At 43.6% G+C, this 20,356-nt stretch carries 20 protein-coding genes; 13 read left to right on the forward strand and 7 right to left on the reverse strand.

Translation table 11 applies throughout. The features are described from left to right. Positions 1-293 precede the first annotated feature (293 nt). The 3 genes from EYB58_RS14565 to tsaA are packed head-to-tail and all read left to right on the forward strand — an operon-like array spanning position 294 to position 1,416. The gene (locus EYB58_RS14565) at positions 294-554 is read left to right on the forward strand and encodes an AbrB/MazE/SpoVT family DNA-binding domain-containing protein (RefSeq protein ID WP_111957155.1); all 261 of its coding nucleotides are present in this window, start codon (positions 294-296) and stop codon (positions 552-554) included. Next, complete coding sequence (locus tag EYB58_RS14570; protein WP_111957157.1) at positions 554-907, forward strand: type II toxin-antitoxin system PemK/MazF family toxin; 354 nt, start codon at positions 554-556, stop codon at positions 905-907. Before EYB58_RS14565 ends, EYB58_RS14570 begins: the two co-directional genes overlap by 1 nt. Before the next feature lie 32 nt (positions 908-939). Further along, positions 940-1,416, forward strand: a complete 477-nt coding sequence (gene tsaA / locus EYB58_RS14575) for a tRNA (N6-threonylcarbamoyladenosine(37)-N6)-methyltransferase TrmO (protein WP_111957159.1) — start codon at positions 940-942, stop codon at positions 1,414-1,416. Positions 1,417-1,493: 77 nt separating this feature from the next. Here tsaA and EYB58_RS24780 read toward each other — a convergent pair whose 3' ends face one another. From EYB58_RS24780 to murJ, 3 genes are all read right to left on the reverse strand, one after another. After that, a complete protein-coding gene (locus EYB58_RS24780; RefSeq protein ID WP_111957161.1) occupies positions 1,494-1,886 on the reverse strand; it encodes a YkgJ family cysteine cluster protein in 393 nt (130 codons plus the stop codon). A 168-nt stretch (positions 1,887-2,054) separates the two neighbouring features. Next, the gene (locus tag EYB58_RS14585; protein ID WP_131072076.1) at positions 2,055-2,642 is read right to left on the reverse strand and encodes a hypothetical protein; all 588 of its coding nucleotides are present in this window, start codon (positions 2,640-2,642) and stop codon (positions 2,055-2,057) included. Between the two features lie 351 nt (positions 2,643-2,993). Beyond that, on the reverse strand, positions 2,994-4,577 hold the full coding sequence (murJ, locus tag EYB58_RS14590) for a murein biosynthesis integral membrane protein MurJ (RefSeq protein ID WP_111957306.1): 1,584 nt from the start codon (positions 4,575-4,577) through the stop codon (positions 2,994-2,996). Positions 4,578-4,773: 196 nt separating this feature from the next. On the opposite strand from murJ, the gene EYB58_RS14595 reads away from it, so the two are divergent. The 9 genes from EYB58_RS14595 (at position 4,774) to EYB58_RS14635 (ending at position 13,776) form a co-directional block, all read left to right on the forward strand. After that, positions 4,774-5,049 carry a hypothetical protein gene (locus EYB58_RS14595; protein ID WP_111957165.1) on the forward strand — a complete coding sequence of 92 codons (276 nt, stop codon included), beginning with the start codon at positions 4,774-4,776 and terminating at the stop codon, positions 5,047-5,049. A 122-nt stretch (positions 5,050-5,171) separates the two neighbouring features. Then, positions 5,172-5,564, forward strand: coding sequence for a universal stress protein (locus EYB58_RS14600; protein ID WP_111957167.1), 393 nt, complete (start codon positions 5,172-5,174; stop codon positions 5,562-5,564). 174 nt (positions 5,565-5,738) lie between these two features. Next, a complete protein-coding gene (locus EYB58_RS14605) occupies positions 5,739-6,416 on the forward strand; it encodes a metal-dependent hydrolase (protein WP_111957168.1) in 678 nt (225 codons plus the stop codon). 26 nt (positions 6,417-6,442) lie between these two features. After that, positions 6,443-7,354, forward strand: coding sequence for an ArsR/SmtB family transcription factor (locus EYB58_RS14610; protein ID WP_111957170.1), 912 nt, complete (start codon positions 6,443-6,445; stop codon positions 7,352-7,354). Between the two features lie 10 nt (positions 7,355-7,364). Continuing rightward, a complete protein-coding gene (locus tag EYB58_RS14615) occupies positions 7,365-8,813 on the forward strand; it encodes a mannose-1-phosphate guanylyltransferase/mannose-6-phosphate isomerase (RefSeq protein ID WP_111957172.1) in 1,449 nt (482 codons plus the stop codon). A 218-nt stretch (positions 8,814-9,031) separates the two neighbouring features. After that, a complete protein-coding gene (locus EYB58_RS14620; RefSeq protein WP_111957174.1) occupies positions 9,032-9,559 on the forward strand; it encodes a YqgE/AlgH family protein in 528 nt (175 codons plus the stop codon). Between the two features lie 12 nt (positions 9,560-9,571). Next, on the forward strand, positions 9,572-11,815 hold the full coding sequence (locus EYB58_RS14625; protein ID WP_111957176.1) for a dynamin family protein: 2,244 nt from the start codon (positions 9,572-9,574) through the stop codon (positions 11,813-11,815). 156 nt (positions 11,816-11,971) lie between these two features. After that, a complete protein-coding gene (locus EYB58_RS14630) occupies positions 11,972-12,802 on the forward strand; it encodes a putative molybdenum carrier protein (RefSeq protein WP_111957178.1) in 831 nt (276 codons plus the stop codon). Continuing rightward, complete coding sequence (locus EYB58_RS14635; protein ID WP_111957180.1) at positions 12,799-13,776, forward strand: rhomboid family intramembrane serine protease; 978 nt, start codon at positions 12,799-12,801, stop codon at positions 13,774-13,776. The genes EYB58_RS14630 and EYB58_RS14635 overlap by 4 nt, the downstream gene beginning before the upstream one ends. Positions 13,777-13,903: 127 nt before the next feature. On the opposite strand, the gene EYB58_RS14640 is transcribed toward EYB58_RS14635, so the two are convergent. Next, positions 13,904-14,116, reverse strand: a complete 213-nt coding sequence (locus EYB58_RS14640) for a hypothetical protein (RefSeq protein WP_111957182.1) — start codon at positions 14,114-14,116, stop codon at positions 13,904-13,906. Positions 14,117-14,279: 163 nt separating this feature from the next. Between EYB58_RS14640 and EYB58_RS24035 the strand changes: the two genes are divergently transcribed. Then, entirely contained in the window at positions 14,280-14,525 is a 246-nt protein-coding gene (locus EYB58_RS24035) for a YdbL family probable chaperone protein (RefSeq protein ID WP_242637373.1), read from the forward strand. 81 nt (positions 14,526-14,606) lie between these two features. Here the strand turns inward: EYB58_RS24035 and EYB58_RS14650 are convergent, their stop codons facing one another. From EYB58_RS14650 to EYB58_RS14660, 3 genes are all read right to left on the reverse strand, one after another. Continuing rightward, complete coding sequence (locus tag EYB58_RS14650; RefSeq protein ID WP_111957184.1) at positions 14,607-15,041, reverse strand: hypothetical protein; 435 nt, start codon at positions 15,039-15,041, stop codon at positions 14,607-14,609. A gap of 137 nt (positions 15,042-15,178) precedes the next feature. After that, positions 15,179-17,275, reverse strand: coding sequence for a methyl-accepting chemotaxis protein (locus EYB58_RS14655; protein WP_111957186.1), 2,097 nt, complete (start codon positions 17,273-17,275; stop codon positions 15,179-15,181). A gap of 24 nt (positions 17,276-17,299) precedes the next feature. Next, positions 17,300-20,320, reverse strand: coding sequence for a hypothetical protein (locus EYB58_RS14660; protein WP_111957188.1), 3,021 nt, complete (start codon positions 20,318-20,320; stop codon positions 17,300-17,302). Between the last annotated feature and the right edge of the window lie 36 nt (positions 20,321-20,356).

Genomic DNA, 20,356 nt, shown 5'->3' on the forward strand with positions numbered 1-20,356 from the left:
ACTCTTTTTTCTAAGGGAAAGAAAAGACGGCATATATGCCTATAGAAAGGATGTCTCAAAGGAAAGACGTGCCACCTGGCCGATGAGCATATTCGGAAAAAATCGGGTAACAAAATCGGACTTTTTACAGGACCATCAAGGATGGGTGCAGCAGAAATTTTTCTTTAAGCCCGGAAAAGTAAGTAAACAATAGAATTTTAATATTTGTGCTTAAGATGTTTATACATTGTTGACACAGCCTCTTTTGTGTTGTAGTGTTTTTATACAATGTTTAAATTTTTGAGGGAGACGAAATGACAAAACTGGTTATTAAAAAGTGGGGCAACAGTTTGGCAGCAAGGATACCAAAAGTGATTGCTGATATGATTCAGCTTGAAAAAGATCAGACCGTTTCCATTGAAGCGAAAGACGGCAGGATTATTATTACCCCGATCAAGGAGAAAAAAGAGTATACGCTTGACGAGCTCTTAAACGGATGCGGCCCCAAGGCTGTTGTTTTGGATGCCGAGGATAAGGCATGGTTGAACGACATGCCTGTAGGCAAGGAGTGGTAATGGCTGCAAAATCTGAAAAAAAAATGTATATTCCTGAGCGTGGGGATCTTGTCTGGATAGATTTTGATCCTGCTGCCGGTCACGAGCAAATAGGGCATCGACCGGCTCTGGTCCTTTCTCCTGCAATTTTTAATAAAAAAGTCTTACTGGCATTGGTCGCTCCGGTCACAAGTCGGGTCCGGGGGCATGGTTTTGAAGTCTCTCTAATCGGAAAAAAGATTTCCGGTGTTATCCTCTGTCACCAGGTCAAGACAATTGATTTTGTAGAAAGAGGGTTGACGTTTGCTGAAAAGGCACCGACCTCGGTGGTGAGTGAAACCTTGGCTAAAGTAAGGGCCATCGTAACAGAATAAGGAAAACAAACAGAATCAACAAGGAACGCTATATGCAAATAATTTACATCGGCACAATACAGACACCGTTTAAAGACCGCGAAGGCATGCCAATCCAGCCCACTGGAGCCAAAGATGTTCAGGGCCGGATTATCATCCACCCGGAGTATGAACAAGGCCTGTCAGATATTGACGGATTTTCCCATCTGATTCTGCTCTACCATTTTCACCAGTCCAAGGGATTTAATCTCGTGATCACCCCTTTTATGGATACCCAACCACGAGGGCTGTTCTCCACCCGTGCGCCCCGGCGCCCCAACCCCATAGGGCTGTCCATTGTCCGTCTGGTCGAAAGAAAAGAAAATACCCTTGATATTCTGGATATTGATGTTTTGAACAACACCCCGCTTATTGACATTAAGCCTTATGTGCCGGGATTTGATGCCAAAACTGATAATGTCCGGTCGGGGTGGCTGGAGGAAAATCAGGTCAAAGCCCAAACCATAACCTCAGACAGCAGGTTTATTTGACAGGGACGGTTGGACCTGCTTTGGTTTCAATAGTGATGGGGAGTCCTATCCCGATTAGCTTATGATCTTGGTTGCCTTCAACGGTCACTATTAATACGACAGGTTTCTCTTTGAATATCGGTTGATGGATAGTTTCTACACGTCATCGGCCGCGCTTCATAGACGCTGCATGAATAGGAACCGTCAATAATATTCAAAAAGATGCAATCCCCGTTCTTTTGAAATTTCATAAAACGGTTTTTGGCGGCTTTATCAATATTTTCTGTAAATTCTTCCGAGGCTAACCCCGTGAAGTTTTCAAGCGAGTTGATATCGTCTTGAGACAGCCGAATGTATGCAAAATTCCTACAACATGATCCACAACCTGTGCACACATGCGTTGTTGAACCTTTGGTTCTCTTCTCAATTTTCAATAAAATACACTTTTTTTGAGCTAACAAGTTAATCTGCGGTTTCCGTTTATCGTTCATGCCAACTGATCTAACGGGATAAGATGAAAATTTTTAAGGTTTATGCGGATTTGAATAATTTTTTTTAAAGTCAACTTTATTGGAGAATATCCTGACTACCGCTTGGATGGCAAGGATGAATTTAATTGCCTGGATTTTGATTTTCCGGACCCATGAGGAAATAGTCGGTTATTTAAATGTTGCACTCCGGTTATGGATTTTCTGTTTTTTGACCAGCCGTTCCAGTATGTCAGGCCTGAAGCCGTATTTCAGTAAATAATGGCCGATTGGGCGCTGAAGTTTTTTTTGTTTGTATAAAAGAGCCAAAAGGTTACGCTGTGTAAAATATTCATTTCGAACTGCATATTCACCAAATTTTTCACTGAATTTACGATTGGCGAGAATATACTGTAGCTGGTCTGAATCAATTAAGCCCCAATTAGTCGCAATCTGACCGATCGGAGGACGATCTCTACGTTGCCGGACAATAATTTTAATAAGTGTATTCCAGGATATATATCCGGAATAATACAGGTATTGACCGATCAACAGCTTTCTTTTGGGTACGGTTCCCTTATTGGAATAGAAATGATCCTTTTCAGAATATGGGTTAGGCTTTTTCGCCGGTTTCCGATACCCTGGTCGGCGCTCGGGTGGCCGGGGTTTTGATTGTTGCACCAAAACGCGTCCATTCCCTTTTATAGCAGCAATTAAACGTTCATAGGCTTGTGTGAGGGTTTTAAAACGGTCATTTAAGAATTCTTCATCCTGATCCAATGCAGCGGCACGATCCGGATGCGTTTTAAATGCCTGGCAGCGGTATGCATCCTTAATTCCAGACGGTTGCAGATATTTTAAAAATTCTATGGAAACCTCGACATCAGGACCAAATAACACACCACAGGCATCAAATAACTCTGAGGCGGTAGAATATTGATTCATTGAGTTTTCCAGTTCATATTTTAATTCAAAAAGAAACGATGATGTTGGGATCATTCAAATATTAACGCATATGAATAATATATCCCCCAAATTGTCAAGAGCGATTTTCGGATTTTGCAGGGCAATCCTTGCGGACATGCGGGCGGGACGCCCGCGCTCCCGGAAAGAACGAAATGGGCCGGTTATTTAAGACCCGTTCCTAAGCAAACCGGTTTTTGCCAGCACCTTGGCATAGAGCGTGTTGATCTCTCTGATTTTAAAAACTTTTCCAATGCCTGCCAGAATGATCAGAAATAACGTGCCGACAATAATACATATGAATATATGGGCGAAAAAACCGGAGATCGGGATTATATGAATAATTTCAGCATATACCGCTTTTAAAATCAGCCATACCACGATACTGACCAGTAGCATTACACCAAAGAAAGTGTATACATCTGATCGTCCGGTGTTTTGGGTTTTTCTGCTCCACACTTCAAATAAAGCGCCGGTGGTAATGATCACGGACAAAGACAGGCCAAACGCCACGCCTTTGATCCCCATGATTGTCATTGCAAAATAAAGCAACGGCAGACTTAACGCCACGCAAACAGTGGAAAAAATGGCAGGGAATAATGTATTTTGAACGGCAAAGAACCCCCGGGAAACAATGGTCTGGGCGGAAAATGCAAATGCCCCTGCCATGAAATACGGCAGCACCCCGGAGGTCAGGGCTGCGTCATGGGCGTCAAAAGCCCCGCGCTGGAATAAAATGGCCACAACCTCTTTATTCAGAATCATAAAGACAACTGAAAAGGGCATAACAATGAAAATATATTTCAGTGTCTGGTTGATGAGAGTGTTTAAACCGGCAAAATCTTTTTTTGCAGCAATTTTTGCCATGAACGGATAGGAGGCCACGCCAACGGCATTGCCGAAAAGCCCCACCAGTATAAACATGATGCGAAGGGCGTAATTCATGGCCGAAATGCTTCCCTCGGTTAAAAACGAGCCAAAGAACTTCATCAAAATTTCCGTGGAAAAGGTCATGGTCAATCCAAGCATCAGGGGTAATGTTAACAATACATATTTGATCACATCAGGATGCCTGAAATTAAAACTGGGTATATAGATAAGTCCCTCTCGTCTAGCCCCAAACCACTGAAGCAGGAAACTGCCGAAGAAGGCGCCGGCCAGAACACCCCAGGCAAATCCTTCCATACCCAGAACCGGGTACAGCAATATCCCCCCTATAATAATGCCGGTATTATAAATCAATGGTGCAAGCGCCGGGAAAACAAACCGCTCTTTTGAATATTGTACGGCATTGAACAATCCCCCGGCAAAAAAGAAAAACTGGGCCGGGATAATGATCCGGGTCATGCGCACGGCAAGGTCAAAGGACGGGCCGTTTTTAAGCCCGGGGGCAAGGACACAAATCAGTTCCGGGGCAAAAACCATGGAAACACAGATAAAAACAAAAAGACCTGCACCAAAGCAGTTCAGGATAACGGAAAAAACCCGGTATCCTTCCTGTTCGTTATTTTCAACAAGATAACGGGTGAAGATGGGGATAAACGTAATGGATAAAAAACCGGACGCCACCACATGGTTTAAAATTTCAGGAATCACAAACGCTACCTGATAAGCGTCAACGCCTGCGCTTGCACCGCCCATCCAGGCAATGGCGGTTTCTCGTACAAGACCGATGATCCTGCTGGCAAACACCGATGCCATCATGATGAACGAGGCAAATCCGATTTTTTTAAAGGTTGAGGTTTGTGTCATAGTTTGGCATCCGATGCAGGCTTTATCATAAAACATATCTACGTATAAAGATGGTCTGAAATAGTTTGACCTGAAATATAGCCTGCATATACAATGAATCGCGTAAAGATGACAGCAATAAACCTTAAAAACACGTCTGACCTTAAACTTGATGATCGAGTTAAGATATTAAAACGAAATTAATGAAGGAAAAATCATGACCTCAAAGCTGGGAATTATTTCAATTATTGCCGGTCTTGTACTTGGATTGTTTGCCCTGCTGGCTAAATTTATGGGTACAGCCGGTTTTATTTCAACCATGACCATTTCTAATTTTTTTGAAGGAATTACCGATAAAATTCTGGACTGGATCTCCAATGATACGGTTTATAATGCATTATATTCATTTTTTTATGAGATTCATTTCGCATGGATTTTGATCGGTTTGGGTGTTCTTTTGCTGATTATCGGTACTTTTATCCGAAAGGATTGAGATTTTAGTCTTGTTAAACATGGTTTGATCCATTATTTTAGATTATTGCTTTTTTCAACTACTGTTGTTTGTTTATGATATCGGGTTGATAAAAATAAGTGACGAGAAAAGAGAGGAACTATATGAAAATTCTCATTGGATATAAAGGCATAAATATCGGTCAGGATCTGCTCAAGCTTGCCGTTAAACATGCAAAGGCGTTTAATGCCACGGTGCTGGTTGTCACCTCAATGTTGGAGGGGACTGAAAAGGACCAGAGAAAAATCCTGGAAGCGGAAAAGAACCTGGACCAGGCACAAGTCTTTTTCAAGGCCCAGGGAATAGCCTGTGAAAAACATCTTCTGATCCGTGGCATGGAGGCCGGAGAGGATATTGTTGCGTTTGCAAATGAAAAAAATGTAGATGAAATTATCATTGGCGTGAAAAGCCGTTCAAATGTAGGCAAACTGTTATTTGGCTCCACGGCTCAAACGGTGATATTAGAGGCGGACTGCCCGGTCGTCAGCGTAAGTTAAACGTCATTTCATCCTTATGTTGGGGCAGCATGTACGGAATGCTGCCCATTATTTTTGCCCACCGTTCTATTTTTAATCCCAATTTTATTGTCTTGATTTTTTATCACGGTTTGAGATTTGGGCGTAATATGGTAAAACAATACATATTTTAATAATTACACAAGAGCTTCTGTCATGAAACTTAGATATTTTTCCCACTCCGCTTTTCAGATTACCTGTGATGACGGGTTAAAAATTCTTATTGATCCTTTTTTTGATAATAATCCCACATCACCGGTTAAGGCCCAAGATGTTGAAGCAGACTATATTCTGATCAGCCATGGCCATTGGGATCATCTCGGCGATACCCTGAGCATTGCCCACAGATGCAATGCATTATGCATCTGTGAAAACGAACTTGCCTCTTATTTAGATGCCAAAGGGCTTAATGTCCATAAAATGCATGTCGGCGGGGCCTTTGAGTTTGATTTCGGACGGATTAAGCTGACCCAGGCCCTTCACAGCTCAGTAACCCCGGACAATGTCTGTCATGGTACACCCACAGGATTTTTGATCACCATCAACGGCATCACCCTTTATCATACGGGGGACACCGGGCTGTTTTCCGATATGAAGCTTATTGGACAGCTTGATAATATTCATACCATGATGGTGCCCATCGGCGATAATTTCACCATGGGAATTGAGGATGCCGCCATGGCCTGTGATTTTGTCAAACCGGTTCAGGCCGTTCCCATGCACTACAACACATTTGACGTGATCAGAGCAAATCCTGAAGAGTTCTGTGAAAAAGTCAGATCTAACGGTATTGAATGTAAAATTATGAATTTTGGTGACCAGATCACTATTTAATTCTAAATGGGTCACCCAGCATTTTTATGGAAATAATTAAACAGTTTAAAGCCTTATCTGATCCCACCCGACTGCGGCTTTTGTTTATCCTTGAGCATTTTGAACTCAATGTGAATGAAATTGTCTCCGTGGTGAATATGGTGCAGTCCGGGGTGTCCCGGCATTTAAAAATTCTGCTTGAAGCAGGCTTGCTGGTCTCACGAAAAGACGGCAGTTTTATTTATTATGCCGCGAACAAAAACGGATACAACCGGGAACTTGTTGTTCTTGCCTGCAGACAGCTTGAAAATGACCCGGGATTGCTGGAAGATCTTGCCCGTACACAACAATGCATTATATTAAGAAAAAATAGATCCAGGCGTTTTTTCAGAACCGCTGCCCCCCGGTGGGACCGTTTAAAAAGAAAGGTTCTTGGCGATTTTAATCCCAACACTGTGTTTGAACCTCACCTTCAGGATGCGTCGGTTATTGCCGATCTTGGCTGCGGAACCGGTGAGATGCTTGCCAGTCTCCTTGACAGAGGTAAAAAGACCCTGATCGGAGTAGATGTATCTCCTGAGATGCTTGAACAGGCAAGGCTTCGGCTGCCGGAAAGCCCGAATTTAGAGCTTCGCATAGGAGAGCTGGAACATCTTCCCATGCGTGAACAGGAGGCCGATGCGGCCTTGATGAGCATGGTATTGTACCATGTGTCCGAACCTGAAAAAGCGATTCAGGAGGTGTACCGGGTCCTTAATCCCGGGGGCGTGTTTCTTCTGGTGGATTTTTTAAAACACAACCAGGAACAGATCAAAGATATCATTGGCGGGGTCTGGCTGGGATTTACCCGGCAGCAGATCTCAGGGTGGATGGACAGAACCGGATTCAATCTTAAGCATATTGAATCTTATCCTGTTGGAAAGACATTGACATTAACCTTTTATCTTGCACAAAAATAATGGAGAGACAATGATTTATCCTGTTATCCTGGCCGGCGGTTCCGGAACCAGGTTATGGCCCATGTCCCGGTCTTTGTATCCTAAACAGCTCATTAGTTTGTACAACGCGCATACCATGCTGCAAAATACCCTCTTGCGGTTATCAGGCCTTGACGATCTTGGCGATCCGGTAGTTATATGCAATGAAAACCACAGATTCATGACCGCAGAGCAGATTCGCCGGATTGATATTAATGATTTTAAGATCATTCTTGAACCGGCTGCCAGGAATACTGCCCCGGCCATTGCCCTGGCAGCCTTGATTCTTGATGATAATCTTAAGTCTGAGCATCAGGATGATCCGGTGATGCTGGTACTGCCTGCAGATCATGAAATTAAAAATATTGAAGCGTTTCATGAAATCATTCAATCAGGTGCGCAACTGGCCCGGCAGGGCAAACTGGTCACCTTCGGCATCGTACCCTCATCGCCGGAAACAGGCTACGGGTATATCAAGAAAGGAGATAGGCTTGATAATTCTAATCAGGCCTTCATGATTGACCGGTTTGTTGAAAAACCCGATTATGAGACAGCGGTTTCCTATCTTGAATCGGGTGATTTCTGCTGGAATTCAGGCATGTTTATGTTCAAGGTCTCTGCCGTTATTTCCGAACTTGGGGCATTTGCCCCGGACATGCTTAAAAAATGCCGCACGGCGATTAAAAATGGAAATATGGACTTAGATTTTTTCAGGGTGGACAAAGCGGCATTTGAAGCCATTACAGAGGATTCCATTGACTACGCAGTGATGGAAAAAACAGACAAGGGTGTTGTCATTCCCCTTGATGCCGGATGGAATGACCTTGGCTCCTTTGACGCGTTGTGGCAGACCGGGGACAAAGATGAACGCAATAATGTGACCAGCGGAGATGTGCTGGTACACAATGTCACGGATACGTACATCCATTCTGACAATCGTCTTGTGGCAGCCGTAGGCCTTGAAAAATTTGTGATTGTGGACACCAAGGACGCTTTGCTGGTCGCCCCCCGGGATCAGGTTCAGGATGTAAAAAAAATAGTTACCCAGTTAAAAGCGCACAACAGAGTGGAAGCGGTTTCTCATGCCAAAGTCTACCGGCCCTGGGGCGATTATGAAACTATAGATATGGCGGACAGATACCAGGTAAAGCGTATAACCGTAAAACCCGGCGCAAAACTATCTTTGCAGAAACACTTTCACCGGGCTGAGCACTGGACCGTTGTATCCGGGACGGCCATTGTCACTAAAGGCACTGAAGAGATTCTTTTAAAGGAAGACGAGTCTATCTACATTCCCCTTGGTACCATGCACCGGCTGGAAAATCCGGGCAAGATTCCCTTGGAACTGATAGAGGTGCAGTCAGGCCCATACTTGGGGGAAGATGATATTGTCCGATTTGATGATGTTTACGGACGCGAAAAAATATCAAATACTAAATAAATTATTGCAAATTAAATAAAAATATTTGAAATTAACGTTCTGTTTGTAATATTTAGTTTGTTTGCAATATCAATTGTTGATAACAGTCATGGGCTGATCTGGTGTATCAATACCCAGATTCAACCCACAACAAAAAATGAAAGTAGCTTAATACCTTATTTTGACTTTCATATAAAAAAAGGACATAACATGCCGGCCGGCATCATGGAGAAAAATTGATGAACGACCAGATAACGGAAAATATGAAAGGTAAATTCATCATGGCCATTCCCGGCCTTCCGGACCCCAATTTCGCACAGACAGTCACCTGTCTTTGTGAGCACAATGAATCCGGTGCTCTTGGCTTTATTGTCAATAAAGTCCACCCGTTACTTACCGGCCGGGAGCTTTTTGAAGATTTAGGCATTACCTGCAATGAGAGTATTGATAAAATAGAGATCTTCCTTGGCGGGCCGGTTCAGCCTTCAGGCGTATTTGTACTTCACTGCGGCCCGTTTCTGTGGAGTGAAACCCTTAAAATTTCAGACTGGCTGGCGTTGAGCAATTCCCGGGACATTCTGGAAGCTATTGCCCTGGGACAGGGACCTGGCACCTTTATGATTCTTCTGGGCTGCGCCGGGTGGGGCCCCATGCAGTTAGATAATGAACTTGCCGATTCGGCCTGGCTTACCTGTGATATGTCCAGGGAGATCATGTTTGATACAAAACCGGACCTCAAATATGAAAAAGCCATGATGCTGATTTGATTTGCCGGGCCAATGACTTTATACCCCCAAGAATCTATAGAAAATTTAGTTACTGATATCCTCTCGGTGATCGACAATCTGACTACCGTTTCAAATCACTCGGACAAAAGCCTTGTTGAGAGCAGACAGCTTTGTAGTAAAATTCCTTCCTATATCCGTGAAGGGGTTTTGCGTGTGGCCGTGGTCGGGGTGATCAAATCAGGCAAAAGTACGTTTATCAACGCATTTTCAGGCAGAGAATTGGTTCAGCGGGGGGCAGGGGTGGTCACATCCATCACCACCCGTATCAGGAAGGGGAAAAAAAACAGGGCAATTATTTATCTTAAATCATGGGATGACATTAATAGTGAAATTGAAAGCTGCCTGGAGATGTTTCCCGGCCAGGACGAATCCCCGCCTTTTGATATCAGACGCACCCAGGACCGGCAACAACTGCGCCGCATTTTTGATACCATTGTTTCTTCATTTCCAATTACATCCCAAGGACTTCGCCCTGAGGCGCTGGTCATTCGCAATGCCCTTGACGGATATAAACAGTGTCTGGACGTTATAGGCTCAGATGAACAGACCATCAGTTTTGATGCCAAATCCTTTAACAGTCACAAACAGTTTACGGCGGACTCGGCTAAGGCTTTTTATGTCAAAGACGTGTGCCTGGAGGTGTACGGAAAATCCATTCATCCAAACGTTGAAATTGCCGATTGCCAGGGAGCCGATTCCACTGATCCTGCGGTCCTTGAAAAAATATTTTCCTATCTTGAGGCTGCCAACCTGATTGTTTACTGTATCTCGTCACGTACGGGGCTTCGTCAATCCGACATGGTATTTTTAAAACGGATCAAACGCCTTGGGCTGATGGAAAACATTCTTTTTGTTTTCAACTGTGATTTAAGTGAGCATGAGAACTTAAACAACCTGAACGTGATACGGGATAGAACAATTGCCGAACTAAAACTTTTGGTGCCGGATGTCAGTATCTTTTCTTTTTCAGCGTTGTATACGCTTTTTGACGCCCTTGAAAAAAGACTTTCATCCAAAAACAAGAAGCGCCTTGGGCTCTGGCAGGAGGACAAGGAGATGATCGCTTTTTGCACCAAAGAATATAGTCGCTTTTTTGCCGGATTTAATCAGTTGTTTGGAGCGTCCCGGTTCAATCTGTTCTACGCCAATCACATTGAGCGACTGAAAATTGTCACTCATATTCTTGATGAAAAAATACAAATCCTTTTTGATGTCTTGTCTGCAGGGCTTTTAGATCAGGAAAAGGCAAGAAAGCGTCTTGCCGATCTTGAAGGCAATGCAAGGCGCTTACGGGTTATCGTTGACAACTCCGTTACGGGAGCCGTATCCGCGCTTCGCAGGGAGATTGAGTCTAACTTAAAAAATGCATTCCTCAAAGACAGCGAAAATATAACTAAACTTGTGACGGAATTTATTCGAAAGGCCAAAATTGACTCACAGTTCTACAGGGAAGGGGTGAATGCAACGGGTTTTAAGCAGATTTTGTATATGATGTTCCAGGACTTCAAGCGTGAGCTTGACCTTTTTATCCTTGAACAGGTAACCCCGGAACTTAAACAACTGGTGGGTATTCAGGAAGAACGCATAGAGTCATATTTTAAATCTCTTCTGGATTCCTACCGCATCGATTATGTCACCATGGGCGCCCCAGGGGACCGGGGGGACGGCCGGGTTTCCCTTGAAATGATCAAAGAAGAGGAAGAATATTCCAAGGCGGCTGACCTTGAAAATATTAAAAAAATTTTGGGGCTGCATTTGCCGGTCCAGATTTTTTCGCCTGAATATACCAGGGCCATGCAGGCCAATGCCGTGACAGATTTTAGTTTTCATTCATTGGCCTTGTTTGTATCTGCCCTGGTGGACAAGCACGTGAAATTTTCCTTTACGCCCGGGCTTGACAGGGCTGCCAGCAGAATTAAGAAAAGAACGCTGAGCATCATGCAGCGGCAGATAAAAGCCTATCACAGCAGTTTGAAACAGGATTATTTTTTTCCTTTAATCGACGCGGTAACACGGGATTTTAAAGATAAAATTCTTCAACGTTTTACTATGTATGAAACCTTGAACAAGGATATGGATGCACTTTTCTGCCTTAAACAGGAGGAAAAAAATCGGCACCTTGTTATGATAAAAAAAGCGAAAAACGATATTATCCGGATACGTGCGCTTCTTGATGAATTCAACATGGATTTTGAAACCGACCCATTTGAGTGTGCCGTAGAACCCTCCTTGTAGCAGACATACCCTGCATCTATGCAACTTTGTGAGCATGCGTTTCTTTCTTGAACCGCCCAAACACGGGTTTCCATTCAGGCACTATTTATTCTGATAGCTTTTATTGGTATAGTGGAGGATTAATGATTCTCGAAACGCGTACAACATAAGGATGCCATGGGCCTTTTAAATAAAATTGTGTCAGGAGGACAAACCGGTGCGGACCGGGCGGCTTTGGATACCGCCATAAAATTCAATGTTCCCCATGGCGGATGGATTACCAAAGGACGGAGAACCGAATCCGGACCATTGCCTGATTTTTATGATTTAAAGGAGATGGATACCAGGGATTATCCGGCCCGGACCCGGCAAAATATATTTGATTCCGACGGCACGGTTATCATTGCCCGGGGACCTTTAACCGGCGGTTCAGCCCTGACCTATGCGTTTGCACGGAAAACAGACAACAGGGTTTGCAGAATAAATTTGTTGGAACAGGACATTTTTGAGGCGGCATTGATCCTTCACGCTTTTATTCTGGACCAAGGCATCCGTGTACTGAATGTCGCAGGCCCAAGAGCCAGCCATGACTCTGATATCTATTATGATGTTAAAGCCATTCTTTCGGCTGTATTGTATTTGGATTTCCTTGAGACCGAAGAAGACTTATGGCAGGTGGAGCAAATGATTGATGCAGGTTTTGACTTTCCCAAACCAATCACCAGTGTAGATCAGGCCACCCAGGCCCTTGAACAAAGTCTGACACTTAGGGGAAAGACCATTATCGCCAGGAGCCAAGCGCATCAGATGGCCGGCATTTACTTTATCCTGCTTGAATATGTGCAGTTATCCCTTAACCTGGATGAAAAAAATTCAGTTCTGTTCAGGTCTCTTTCGAAAGGAAGGGATCTTAGAGACTACACACCTGAAGACGCAGTGATGGAACTTTTAAAAAAACTTAAAACCCGATTGTCTGAAAGATTTCAACTCAGGGTGGTGCCTTCATGATCCCATTAAGAGACGAACAGGAAACAACCTCCTGTGCCGTGGCAACCCGTAGCATTATCTTCATTACCAGCCTGGTTTTTGTCTGGCAGATGATTATAGGTATTAATGATCAGGCCGTTTCCTATACATTCGGATTTGTCCCTGCAAAATATACCGTGGCGCAGATGGCGGCCTATTTTTCCTGGCTGAATAAACTGTTATCACCGTTTACCTATATGTTTCTGCATGGCGGTTTTTGGCATTTTATCGGAAATATGTGGTTTTTATATATTTTCGGTGACAACATTGAACAGGAGTTAGGTCCTTTTCGATTTAGCGCTTTTTATCTGGTTTGTGGACTGCTCGCTGCATTTTTTCATTTTTTGCTTAACCATTCATCTGCCGTGCCGACCATTGGTGCAAGCGGCGCCATTGCAGGGGTTATGGGTGCTTATTTTCTTCTCCATCCGAAAAATAAAATTCTCACCCTGGTGCCTGTGCTTATTTTCCCTTTGTTTGTCAGCATACCTGCGTTTGTTTTTCTAGGAATCTGGTTCTTTATTCAATTCATTAATGCCACAGGGCAGGGTGCCGGTGCCGGTGTTGCCTGGTGGGCTCACATTGGTGGTTTTCTTTCGGGTATGGCTCTTATTTACCTGAACTCTAAACTGCCCAAGGCCGGATTCAGCGAGAAGTTTGACAGATTCACCGTTAAAAAACGCAGCCCAAAGCTTCATGTTCTCACCCCTGAAACAGACCCGTCAGGCGGATCTGATCTTTACGGTACCATTGCACTGACCTCCCTTGAAGCACTCACAGGGACTAAAAAACTTGTCAGCGTTCCCTGGGGGTTTAAAAATTCCGTTTACCGGGTGGTGGTGCCTGCAGGTATCCGGCGCGGATCCTTGTTGCGGCTTAAGGGGATGGGAAAATCCATACCAGGTCTGCCCCGGGGAGATCTTTTGCTGCGCGTAGACATTAAAAATGCCATTTAAAATCATTTTAAAAGTTTTATTACCGGTATGTTTGTTATTTGTGCTGTGTATTCAGTGCATTACTATTTTTTCTGCCTCACATTTCAACGCATATCGTCCATTCAGCCCTTGGTCCCTTACCGGGGAATCAGCGCCTTGATTTTACGGTATCCCGTTTGGGGTCAATTACACGCAGATCAGTGATATTTCCTTTGGTGAGGATCTGTGTCTGGACACCATCCGCTTCGATTACCAGATGAATACAAAAAATATCGTCGACGTTGAAAAATGTGTTGTATCCGGGCTTAATCTTACCTTTCATCTGGATGAAAAAAAAGAATCCGGGTCTGCGGATTTTCATTTTCCCAAGACAAGGCGGTGTATCATTCAGACCCTGTCTTTGATTTTGATATCAGTGCCTTTGAATCCTATTTTGCATATCTTCCGGCACACATTGTTTTAAAAAACAGCACCATCTTTATTGAGACTGGAAAAGATCGACTTTATATCCCAGTGGAGGGCGATTGATTGTCCAACTATACCGTAAAAAGCTTCTTACGGACATGAAGCTGTCCGTTTTTCCCATGAATCAAAAGATCACACTTGGTGCCACGGGTAATTTCCCACAAGGTCCCGTGCAAGTAAAGATTTTAGCAGAGCAGAACGTCTCCATACAGCTTGTTCAAAAAAGAAGGGCCGCCGATGTGTTTTCAAACGGCACAAACGGCCATTATTACCAGAACAAGTCCGGTGCATGGGTTAAGAAATAAGGTAAAAAAAGAAGCCGCTTTTTGGGAATAAAAATTTCCAAAAAAGCGGCTTGTTTGAATTTCAATAAATCGGCGGGGTAATCAAGCCCCCTTACCACCCTCCATCAAGGCAGTTAATTCTTTTTGAATACAGAAATAGATATCATCGTCGCTGCCGTAGATATCAATGATATCTTTGTGGTTGATCAATGTTTCAACCACAAATGCGGTCAGGTAAAGGCTGGCAATATTGGGGTTTGAAATCAGGGATCTGAATGGGGCCACTGCATAGTCAATATCAAAATCCTCGGCCCGGCACAGGTTATCTAAGCAGCGCACAATCTGGTTTTCCACACTGGATTTACTCACGGTTTCAATGAGCCCGGTCTCAATAAGTTTCATGGAAACTTTGTTACTGAATGAATCAATGTTATCCCGGATCGCGCTGATGGTTTTAATTCTTTCCCGCTCCTTTGAAGACTCAATCTTAGAAAGAAGCTTGGATTCCCTGTTCCCGGTGTAAAACATTTTTGCCATTGATTTATCCTTAAAATAAATAAGCCATTATTATAAAAAAGATATTATATGACAATTTAGTTGTTGTTTTCAAGCATAATTCAGGTTCCGGCTAAAAAACATATTGGTTTGTAGATCCCATAAATCATAAACCGGGATCAAATTTTAAACCGGTTCATCATCTCCTTTAATTCCCCTGCCAGGTTTGATAATTCTCCTGCACTTGTCATAACCTGCTGACTGCCTGTTTTCATTTCATTTGTTGCCTTGCTGACGTCACTGATGTCTTTGGCTACTTCACCGGCCACACCGGATGCTTGATTTACGCTTTCATTGACACTGTCAAGTCCCTGGGCTGCATGACTGACATTATTTGCAATTTCCTGGGTTGTGGCGGATTGTTCTTCAATAGCCACGGCCACTGAGCTGACAATTGAATCAATTTCATTAATAATTTCAACAATAGATTTTATAACTTCCACCGAGTCATCCGTGGTGGCCTGAACCCCTGAAATTTTAGAACTGATTTCTTCTGTTGCCTGGGCTGTCTGCTGGGCCAATGCTTTGATCTCTCCTGCGACTACGGCAAACCCCTTACCGGCTTCACCAGCCCTTGCCGCTTCGATGGTGGCATTTAATGCCAGAAGATTAGTTTGTTCTGAAATGTCTGAAATGGTATCTGATACTTTGTTGATATCCTGCGCAGCAGCGCTAAGCGCATCAACTTTATCCAGAACTGTTTTTGTCTTTTCCACGGCCCGGGCAGTGGTTTCATTTCCTGTGGAGGTGTTTTTGGATAACTCCTGAATCGTTGCAGTCATCTCTTCGGTTGCCGATACGATTATTTGAATGTTTGACGTGATTTCTTCTGTGGACGTTGCCACACGGGTTATTTTTTTATTCATTTCCCGGGCAGCCGATGTGACATTGGTTGATTTTTCGGCAGTGGTTTCAGCATTTGACGACATCTGTTCGGAAATGGCTGACAGTTCGGTCGAGGCCGTGGTGAGTGTTTGTGTGCCTGTCATAATGTCATTGAACATCTGCTGCAGATTTGAAGACATCATATTTAATGCCTGGGCAAGTATACCGATTTCATCTTTTTGGTCAATATCAAGGGTCTGTGTCAAATCGCCGTCAGACATTTTCCTGGCCATGTTCACACCTTTTTTGATGGGGGTGGTAATAGATCGGGCCATGAAGATGGCAATCAAAACGATTAGAACAATAGAAATCAGCGCTATAATTGCAATATTTATTTTTATAGATCGAATGGAACTGAATGCTTCTGCTTCGTCAATTTCAACTAAAAGTCCCCAACTTGTGTCACCTAACTCAATTGGAGTATAGGCAGACAACACCGGATTTCCGTTATAGTCAATTATAATTTTTTTCCCGGTTTTTCCTGAAAGGACATCACTGGAAGCCTGGGTATCCACTTTTCCCCTTACAGGATCGGCAAAAGAGGCAACAACCGTATGGTTGTCCGGATCAAGGTACGAATCCGAGCGCATGAGTTTATCCTGGCCCACCAGATAAGATTCACCGGTGGTACCCATACCACTGCGTTCTGTCATTATTTTGTTGATGGCATCAATGGAGAGCTGAAAAGCAAGAATGCTTATGGTTTTACCGTTTTCTTTGATGGGGGCTGCCAGGAACTGGGCCGGCGCATTGGCTGAAGGCCCATATGTACGCATGTCGGAGATGCTTATTTTGTCATTTTTAGCTGCCTGCCATACATCACGCAAGGATGAATCAATCCCTTGTACACGTTGGCCAAAATCAGCCTCTTTGGTGACGGTGAAATAGGTGTCTCCATGTAGAGGATCAAGCAGGAAAATATCATAATAACCATATTGTTCCATGTAGTGTTTGAAAATTTTAAAATAGATATCATGAACCTGCTTATATGAATCTGGCGCATTATACAGCTCACCGGTTTTGCCGGCAAAACGGTTTGACTGCACCCCGCCTGCTGAATTAAAGGCCTGCTCCAGGGCTTTGGCCGCACTTTTTGTAAATGGATTGTTTGCAAGTACTTTAATATCGCCGATTTTTTCCAGGAAGAAGCTATCAAGCTGAGATTTTTTTATTTCCCTGACCGCCTCCAATTGATTGACCGCCTTTTGTTCCAATGCTTTGGTTGACATATTAACGGAAATTATACCCAGAACGCCCAACGGAATGATGCCCACAGCCAGAAAAGAACAAATAAGCTTAATACTTAGGTTAATATCCTTTAACCTCTTCATTTATACAATCTCCATATAAAGTGTTTATAAATATGGCCTCTCGTCGGATTTTTCTTGCAGGATGGATGCCTTTACCTTTTCAATGCTTTTAAGATAAGAGCGGTATAAAATCAGATAAAAGGAGAGGGGCCGTGAAAAATTTCTACCCAGAATTCCGTCCACAAACAATCTGCTGATATGATGCTCATGACGCAGCATGTTCTGGGCCTGGAAAAATATTATCTTTTCTTCCGGCGTCATTTCTGAAACCATACGGATTAATGAAGACTGGGCTCGGGGCAGGTACATCCAGAAATAAAATAAGTCCAGGGCATTGATGATGATCAGTGTTGCCAGATCCCGGACTTTCGAGTTCTTGTTATCTAAAAGCATCTTTGAATTTTCTAAGATATTCAGTTCTTCTGTCTCAGGAAACAGCATAATCAGTTCGGAGTAAATATCAAAAAGTTCAGAAATTTTTTTACGGATATTTTGTTTTCGAAGGCGTGTGTAGACAGACCGATCAGCCGCAGCTTCAATGAATCCGGCCACAATATCAGAAGCCCCTTTTGAAATAATGGCTGCCCATTTCTGAAGAACTCCGTTAACATTGGGAATATTGAAAAAACCTAAGACAGTGCCTATACCAGCATTGAGCACAACAGCAACAGGGATGGAAATAATGCTTCTGAAAAAATTACCGGTCACAGCCCCTTTGGGCAACCCCCTGAAAAAATTATGGGTGGAAAGATAAATACCGTTGGCAAGACCCATGACGGAATAAAGCATCACAGGACCGTTATTTATGGTGATACCCAGGGTGTTGTCCAAAAGAAGGGTTTTAACCAGATAATCCAGGAGGGGAACTGAAAAGCCCGTGAATAAAAGGGAATCCGCAAGCCTGTCCCAACTGACATAGTCATTCCATTTTAAACGTGATGCCCTTCGAATACCGCCTCCGCCGAGCACCGACTGAATCACATTTCGTATACCGGTTATTCCGAACCAGATTAACGCACCAAAATAGGATAGAAGCCACCAGTCTTTGGTCAGCATGAAGCAAAGCTGGGCCGGAATAAATCCTACAAAAACCTTGAAAAAATTTTTAAGCGGGGTGTTAAGGTATTTAAAAGATTTCTTCGACTTGGATTTTTCACCGGATTCTGCAACAAAATTATCTTGCTGCCCCATCAAAGCCGATCGTCCAAGGGTAACCAGATTCCCTTCGGAAGCCGGGTGAAGCAGAAAGAATTCAGGTATCCACTTCCTTTTCTTGATGGATAAAAACGCGCGTATACCAGGTATCCAGGAAATAGCCCCGGAAATAAATTCAGGAGGTGATGTGATGGTGCACAGGCTGGTTTTAACATTGACAGGAAGGTGTAGCCTACCGCTGTTTTCTTTTCTGATTTTTTGCCGAACCCTGAAGGGCAGAGTATCGATAACCGCAAACCCCATACCGTAATGCCCGGGTTTGCCTGTGGAGTCAGACCCGATTCTTAACTTGATGGGACGGACATCAAACATATGCTTGAATTCGTCAATGTCGTTGAGGATCAGGGATAGTTTGTTCGGCCGGTTTTCCTTCTGATCTGCATCTTTTTTTTGCACATCTGCGATAATTTTTGAAATAACGCGCTTTAATTTTAATATACTTCCCTGATTGACAGCTGCTTGCAGTTCATTAACGCGAAGCATGATTTCATTGTCCAAGGGGTTGTATTTTTTTAGATTGATAATTTCAATTCTAGAAATTCTGCCGCAACTTTCATATAAAAGTTCGAGCACATCTTCAGGCCCAAGCCTGTCAAGATTAAGGGTAATTCTAAAATCATCAAGAAGATCGTCGATCTGGTCCAGAAGCGTGCAAAACTGTACACAGAGCCTTGGCGGGGCACAATCCCCTTTTTCTTTAACATAATCGTAAAGTCCACTGAAAAAATGTGCGGCATCAAGGTACTGCTCAAGAATATCGCCGACCATGAAATCATTCATCGTTTTGGATAGACGGTCAATATGCGTTTCGGCCTCCGGGGCGACCTCCCCCTCTTTTAAGCGGGAAATTTGAACTTGAATGGCTTTGAGGACTTTTGAGTGAATAAATTCGGCAAGGTATTGAAAGCTTGGCTGACCAGGTTCGACAAAACCGAGAAATTCTTCAGCCGCCACAGGTGTCATTGTAATATCAAGATCCCGGCATAATTCCATCCGTCCTGACTCATTGAATCTGTCCAGTAAAAGATAGAGATAATTTTCCTGGAACTTTACAAGGGCTTTTCCCTGTTCCATGAACTGAATCACTGATGGTCTGGCAAGAAAACTCAAAAAGGTTTCAAGGTTAGGCAGTCCCCTGGATACCCAGATAAGAGAAATGTATCTGCCCCGGTGAAGGGGCCAAAATTCGATACCGATTCGCAGATCAATTTCCATGATTCTGGCCGCTTCAATCAGCTCCATTGCGCATTTGGGTTCGATATAGTGATAGTAGATCACACGCAGTCTTCGAATGCCCTTAATCCAGGCATCCATGATCAGATGAGTCGCACTTTTCCGGCCCGAGGTGTTCGCATCATGAACATGGTCGTCAAAGGTGATCTGATTCCACTCTTCGGGCATTTCAAGCAAATGGTAGTGGTCAAGCAGATTTCGGACAACTCTTGGTTTGCCGAATGCAGCGATTCTGAAATTGTGGGCAAGCTTAAGCTGATGTTCAGGCTGTCCCTTCGCCCGAACCAGGTCTTTCATAATTTGTAGAAGCACCCTGGAGGTATTTTTGGGTATGGGGCCGCCAACGGTGTCTACAATATCGTCCTTAAGGCCTGCCAGGGCTTCAAGACGACTTGTGATATCACCGCTTTTAATGGATTCCATGAGATTGATAATGGAATATGCAGCGCGAAGGCCCCTGGATTCTGCAAGTTCTTTAATTCCTAAGGGATGAAAAAAAGGATATAGCAGCTTGCCAGTGTATCCCAGCGTTTTGGGTTCGCTGTACACCGAGTTTACAATCTCAATGAGTTTGTAATCCCGCTGGTCAAAGAAAATAGAATTAATGGCCCGCCGCATCAGAAAATTCGCCTTTATGTAAATTTAGTAGCTGTC

The sequence above is a fragment of the Desulfobacter hydrogenophilus genome (assembly GCF_004319545.1).
Lineage (GTDB): Bacteria > Desulfobacterota > Desulfobacteria > Desulfobacterales > Desulfobacteraceae > Desulfobacter > Desulfobacter hydrogenophilus.

Bases quoted from the DNA above. Each gene is read 5' to 3' on its own strand.
- EYB58_RS14565 (WP_111957155.1), top strand. From the start codon at position 294: ATGACAAAACTGGTTATTAAAAAGTGGGGCAACAGTTTGGCAGCAAGG.
- EYB58_RS14570 (WP_111957157.1), top strand. From the start codon at position 554: ATGGCTGCAAAATCTGAAAAAAAAATGTATATTCCTGAGCGTGGGGAT.
- tsaA (WP_111957159.1), top strand. From the start codon at position 940: ATGCAAATAATTTACATCGGCACAATACAGACACCGTTTAAAGACCGC.
- EYB58_RS24780 (WP_111957161.1), bottom strand. From the start codon at position 1,886: ATGAACGATAAACGGAAACCGCAGATTAACTTGTTAGCTCAAAAAAAG.
- murJ (WP_111957306.1), bottom strand. From the start codon at position 4,577: ATGACACAAACCTCAACCTTTAAAAAAATCGGATTTGCCTCGTTCATC.
- EYB58_RS14595 (WP_111957165.1), top strand. From the start codon at position 4,774: ATGACCTCAAAGCTGGGAATTATTTCAATTATTGCCGGTCTTGTACTT.
- EYB58_RS14600 (WP_111957167.1), top strand. From the start codon at position 5,172: ATGAAAATTCTCATTGGATATAAAGGCATAAATATCGGTCAGGATCTG.
- EYB58_RS14605 (WP_111957168.1), top strand. From the start codon at position 5,739: ATGAAACTTAGATATTTTTCCCACTCCGCTTTTCAGATTACCTGTGAT.
- EYB58_RS14610 (WP_111957170.1), top strand. From the start codon at position 6,443: ATGGAAATAATTAAACAGTTTAAAGCCTTATCTGATCCCACCCGACTG.
- EYB58_RS14615 (WP_111957172.1), top strand. From the start codon at position 7,365: ATGATTTATCCTGTTATCCTGGCCGGCGGTTCCGGAACCAGGTTATGG.
- EYB58_RS14620 (WP_111957174.1), top strand. From the start codon at position 9,032: ATGAACGACCAGATAACGGAAAATATGAAAGGTAAATTCATCATGGCC.
- EYB58_RS14625 (WP_111957176.1), top strand. From the start codon at position 9,572: ATGACTTTATACCCCCAAGAATCTATAGAAAATTTAGTTACTGATATC.
- EYB58_RS14630 (WP_111957178.1), top strand. From the start codon at position 11,972: ATGGGCCTTTTAAATAAAATTGTGTCAGGAGGACAAACCGGTGCGGAC.
- EYB58_RS14635 (WP_111957180.1), top strand. From the start codon at position 12,799: ATGATCCCATTAAGAGACGAACAGGAAACAACCTCCTGTGCCGTGGCA.
- EYB58_RS14640 (WP_111957182.1), bottom strand. From the start codon at position 14,116: ATGAAAATCCGCAGACCCGGATTCTTTTTTTTCATCCAGATGAAAGGT.
- EYB58_RS14650 (WP_111957184.1), bottom strand. From the start codon at position 15,041: ATGGCAAAAATGTTTTACACCGGGAACAGGGAATCCAAGCTTCTTTCT.
- EYB58_RS14655 (WP_111957186.1), bottom strand. From the start codon at position 17,275: ATGAAGAGGTTAAAGGATATTAACCTAAGTATTAAGCTTATTTGTTCT.
- EYB58_RS14660 (WP_111957188.1), bottom strand. From the start codon at position 20,320: ATGCGGCGGGCCATTAATTCTATTTTCTTTGACCAGCGGGATTACAAA.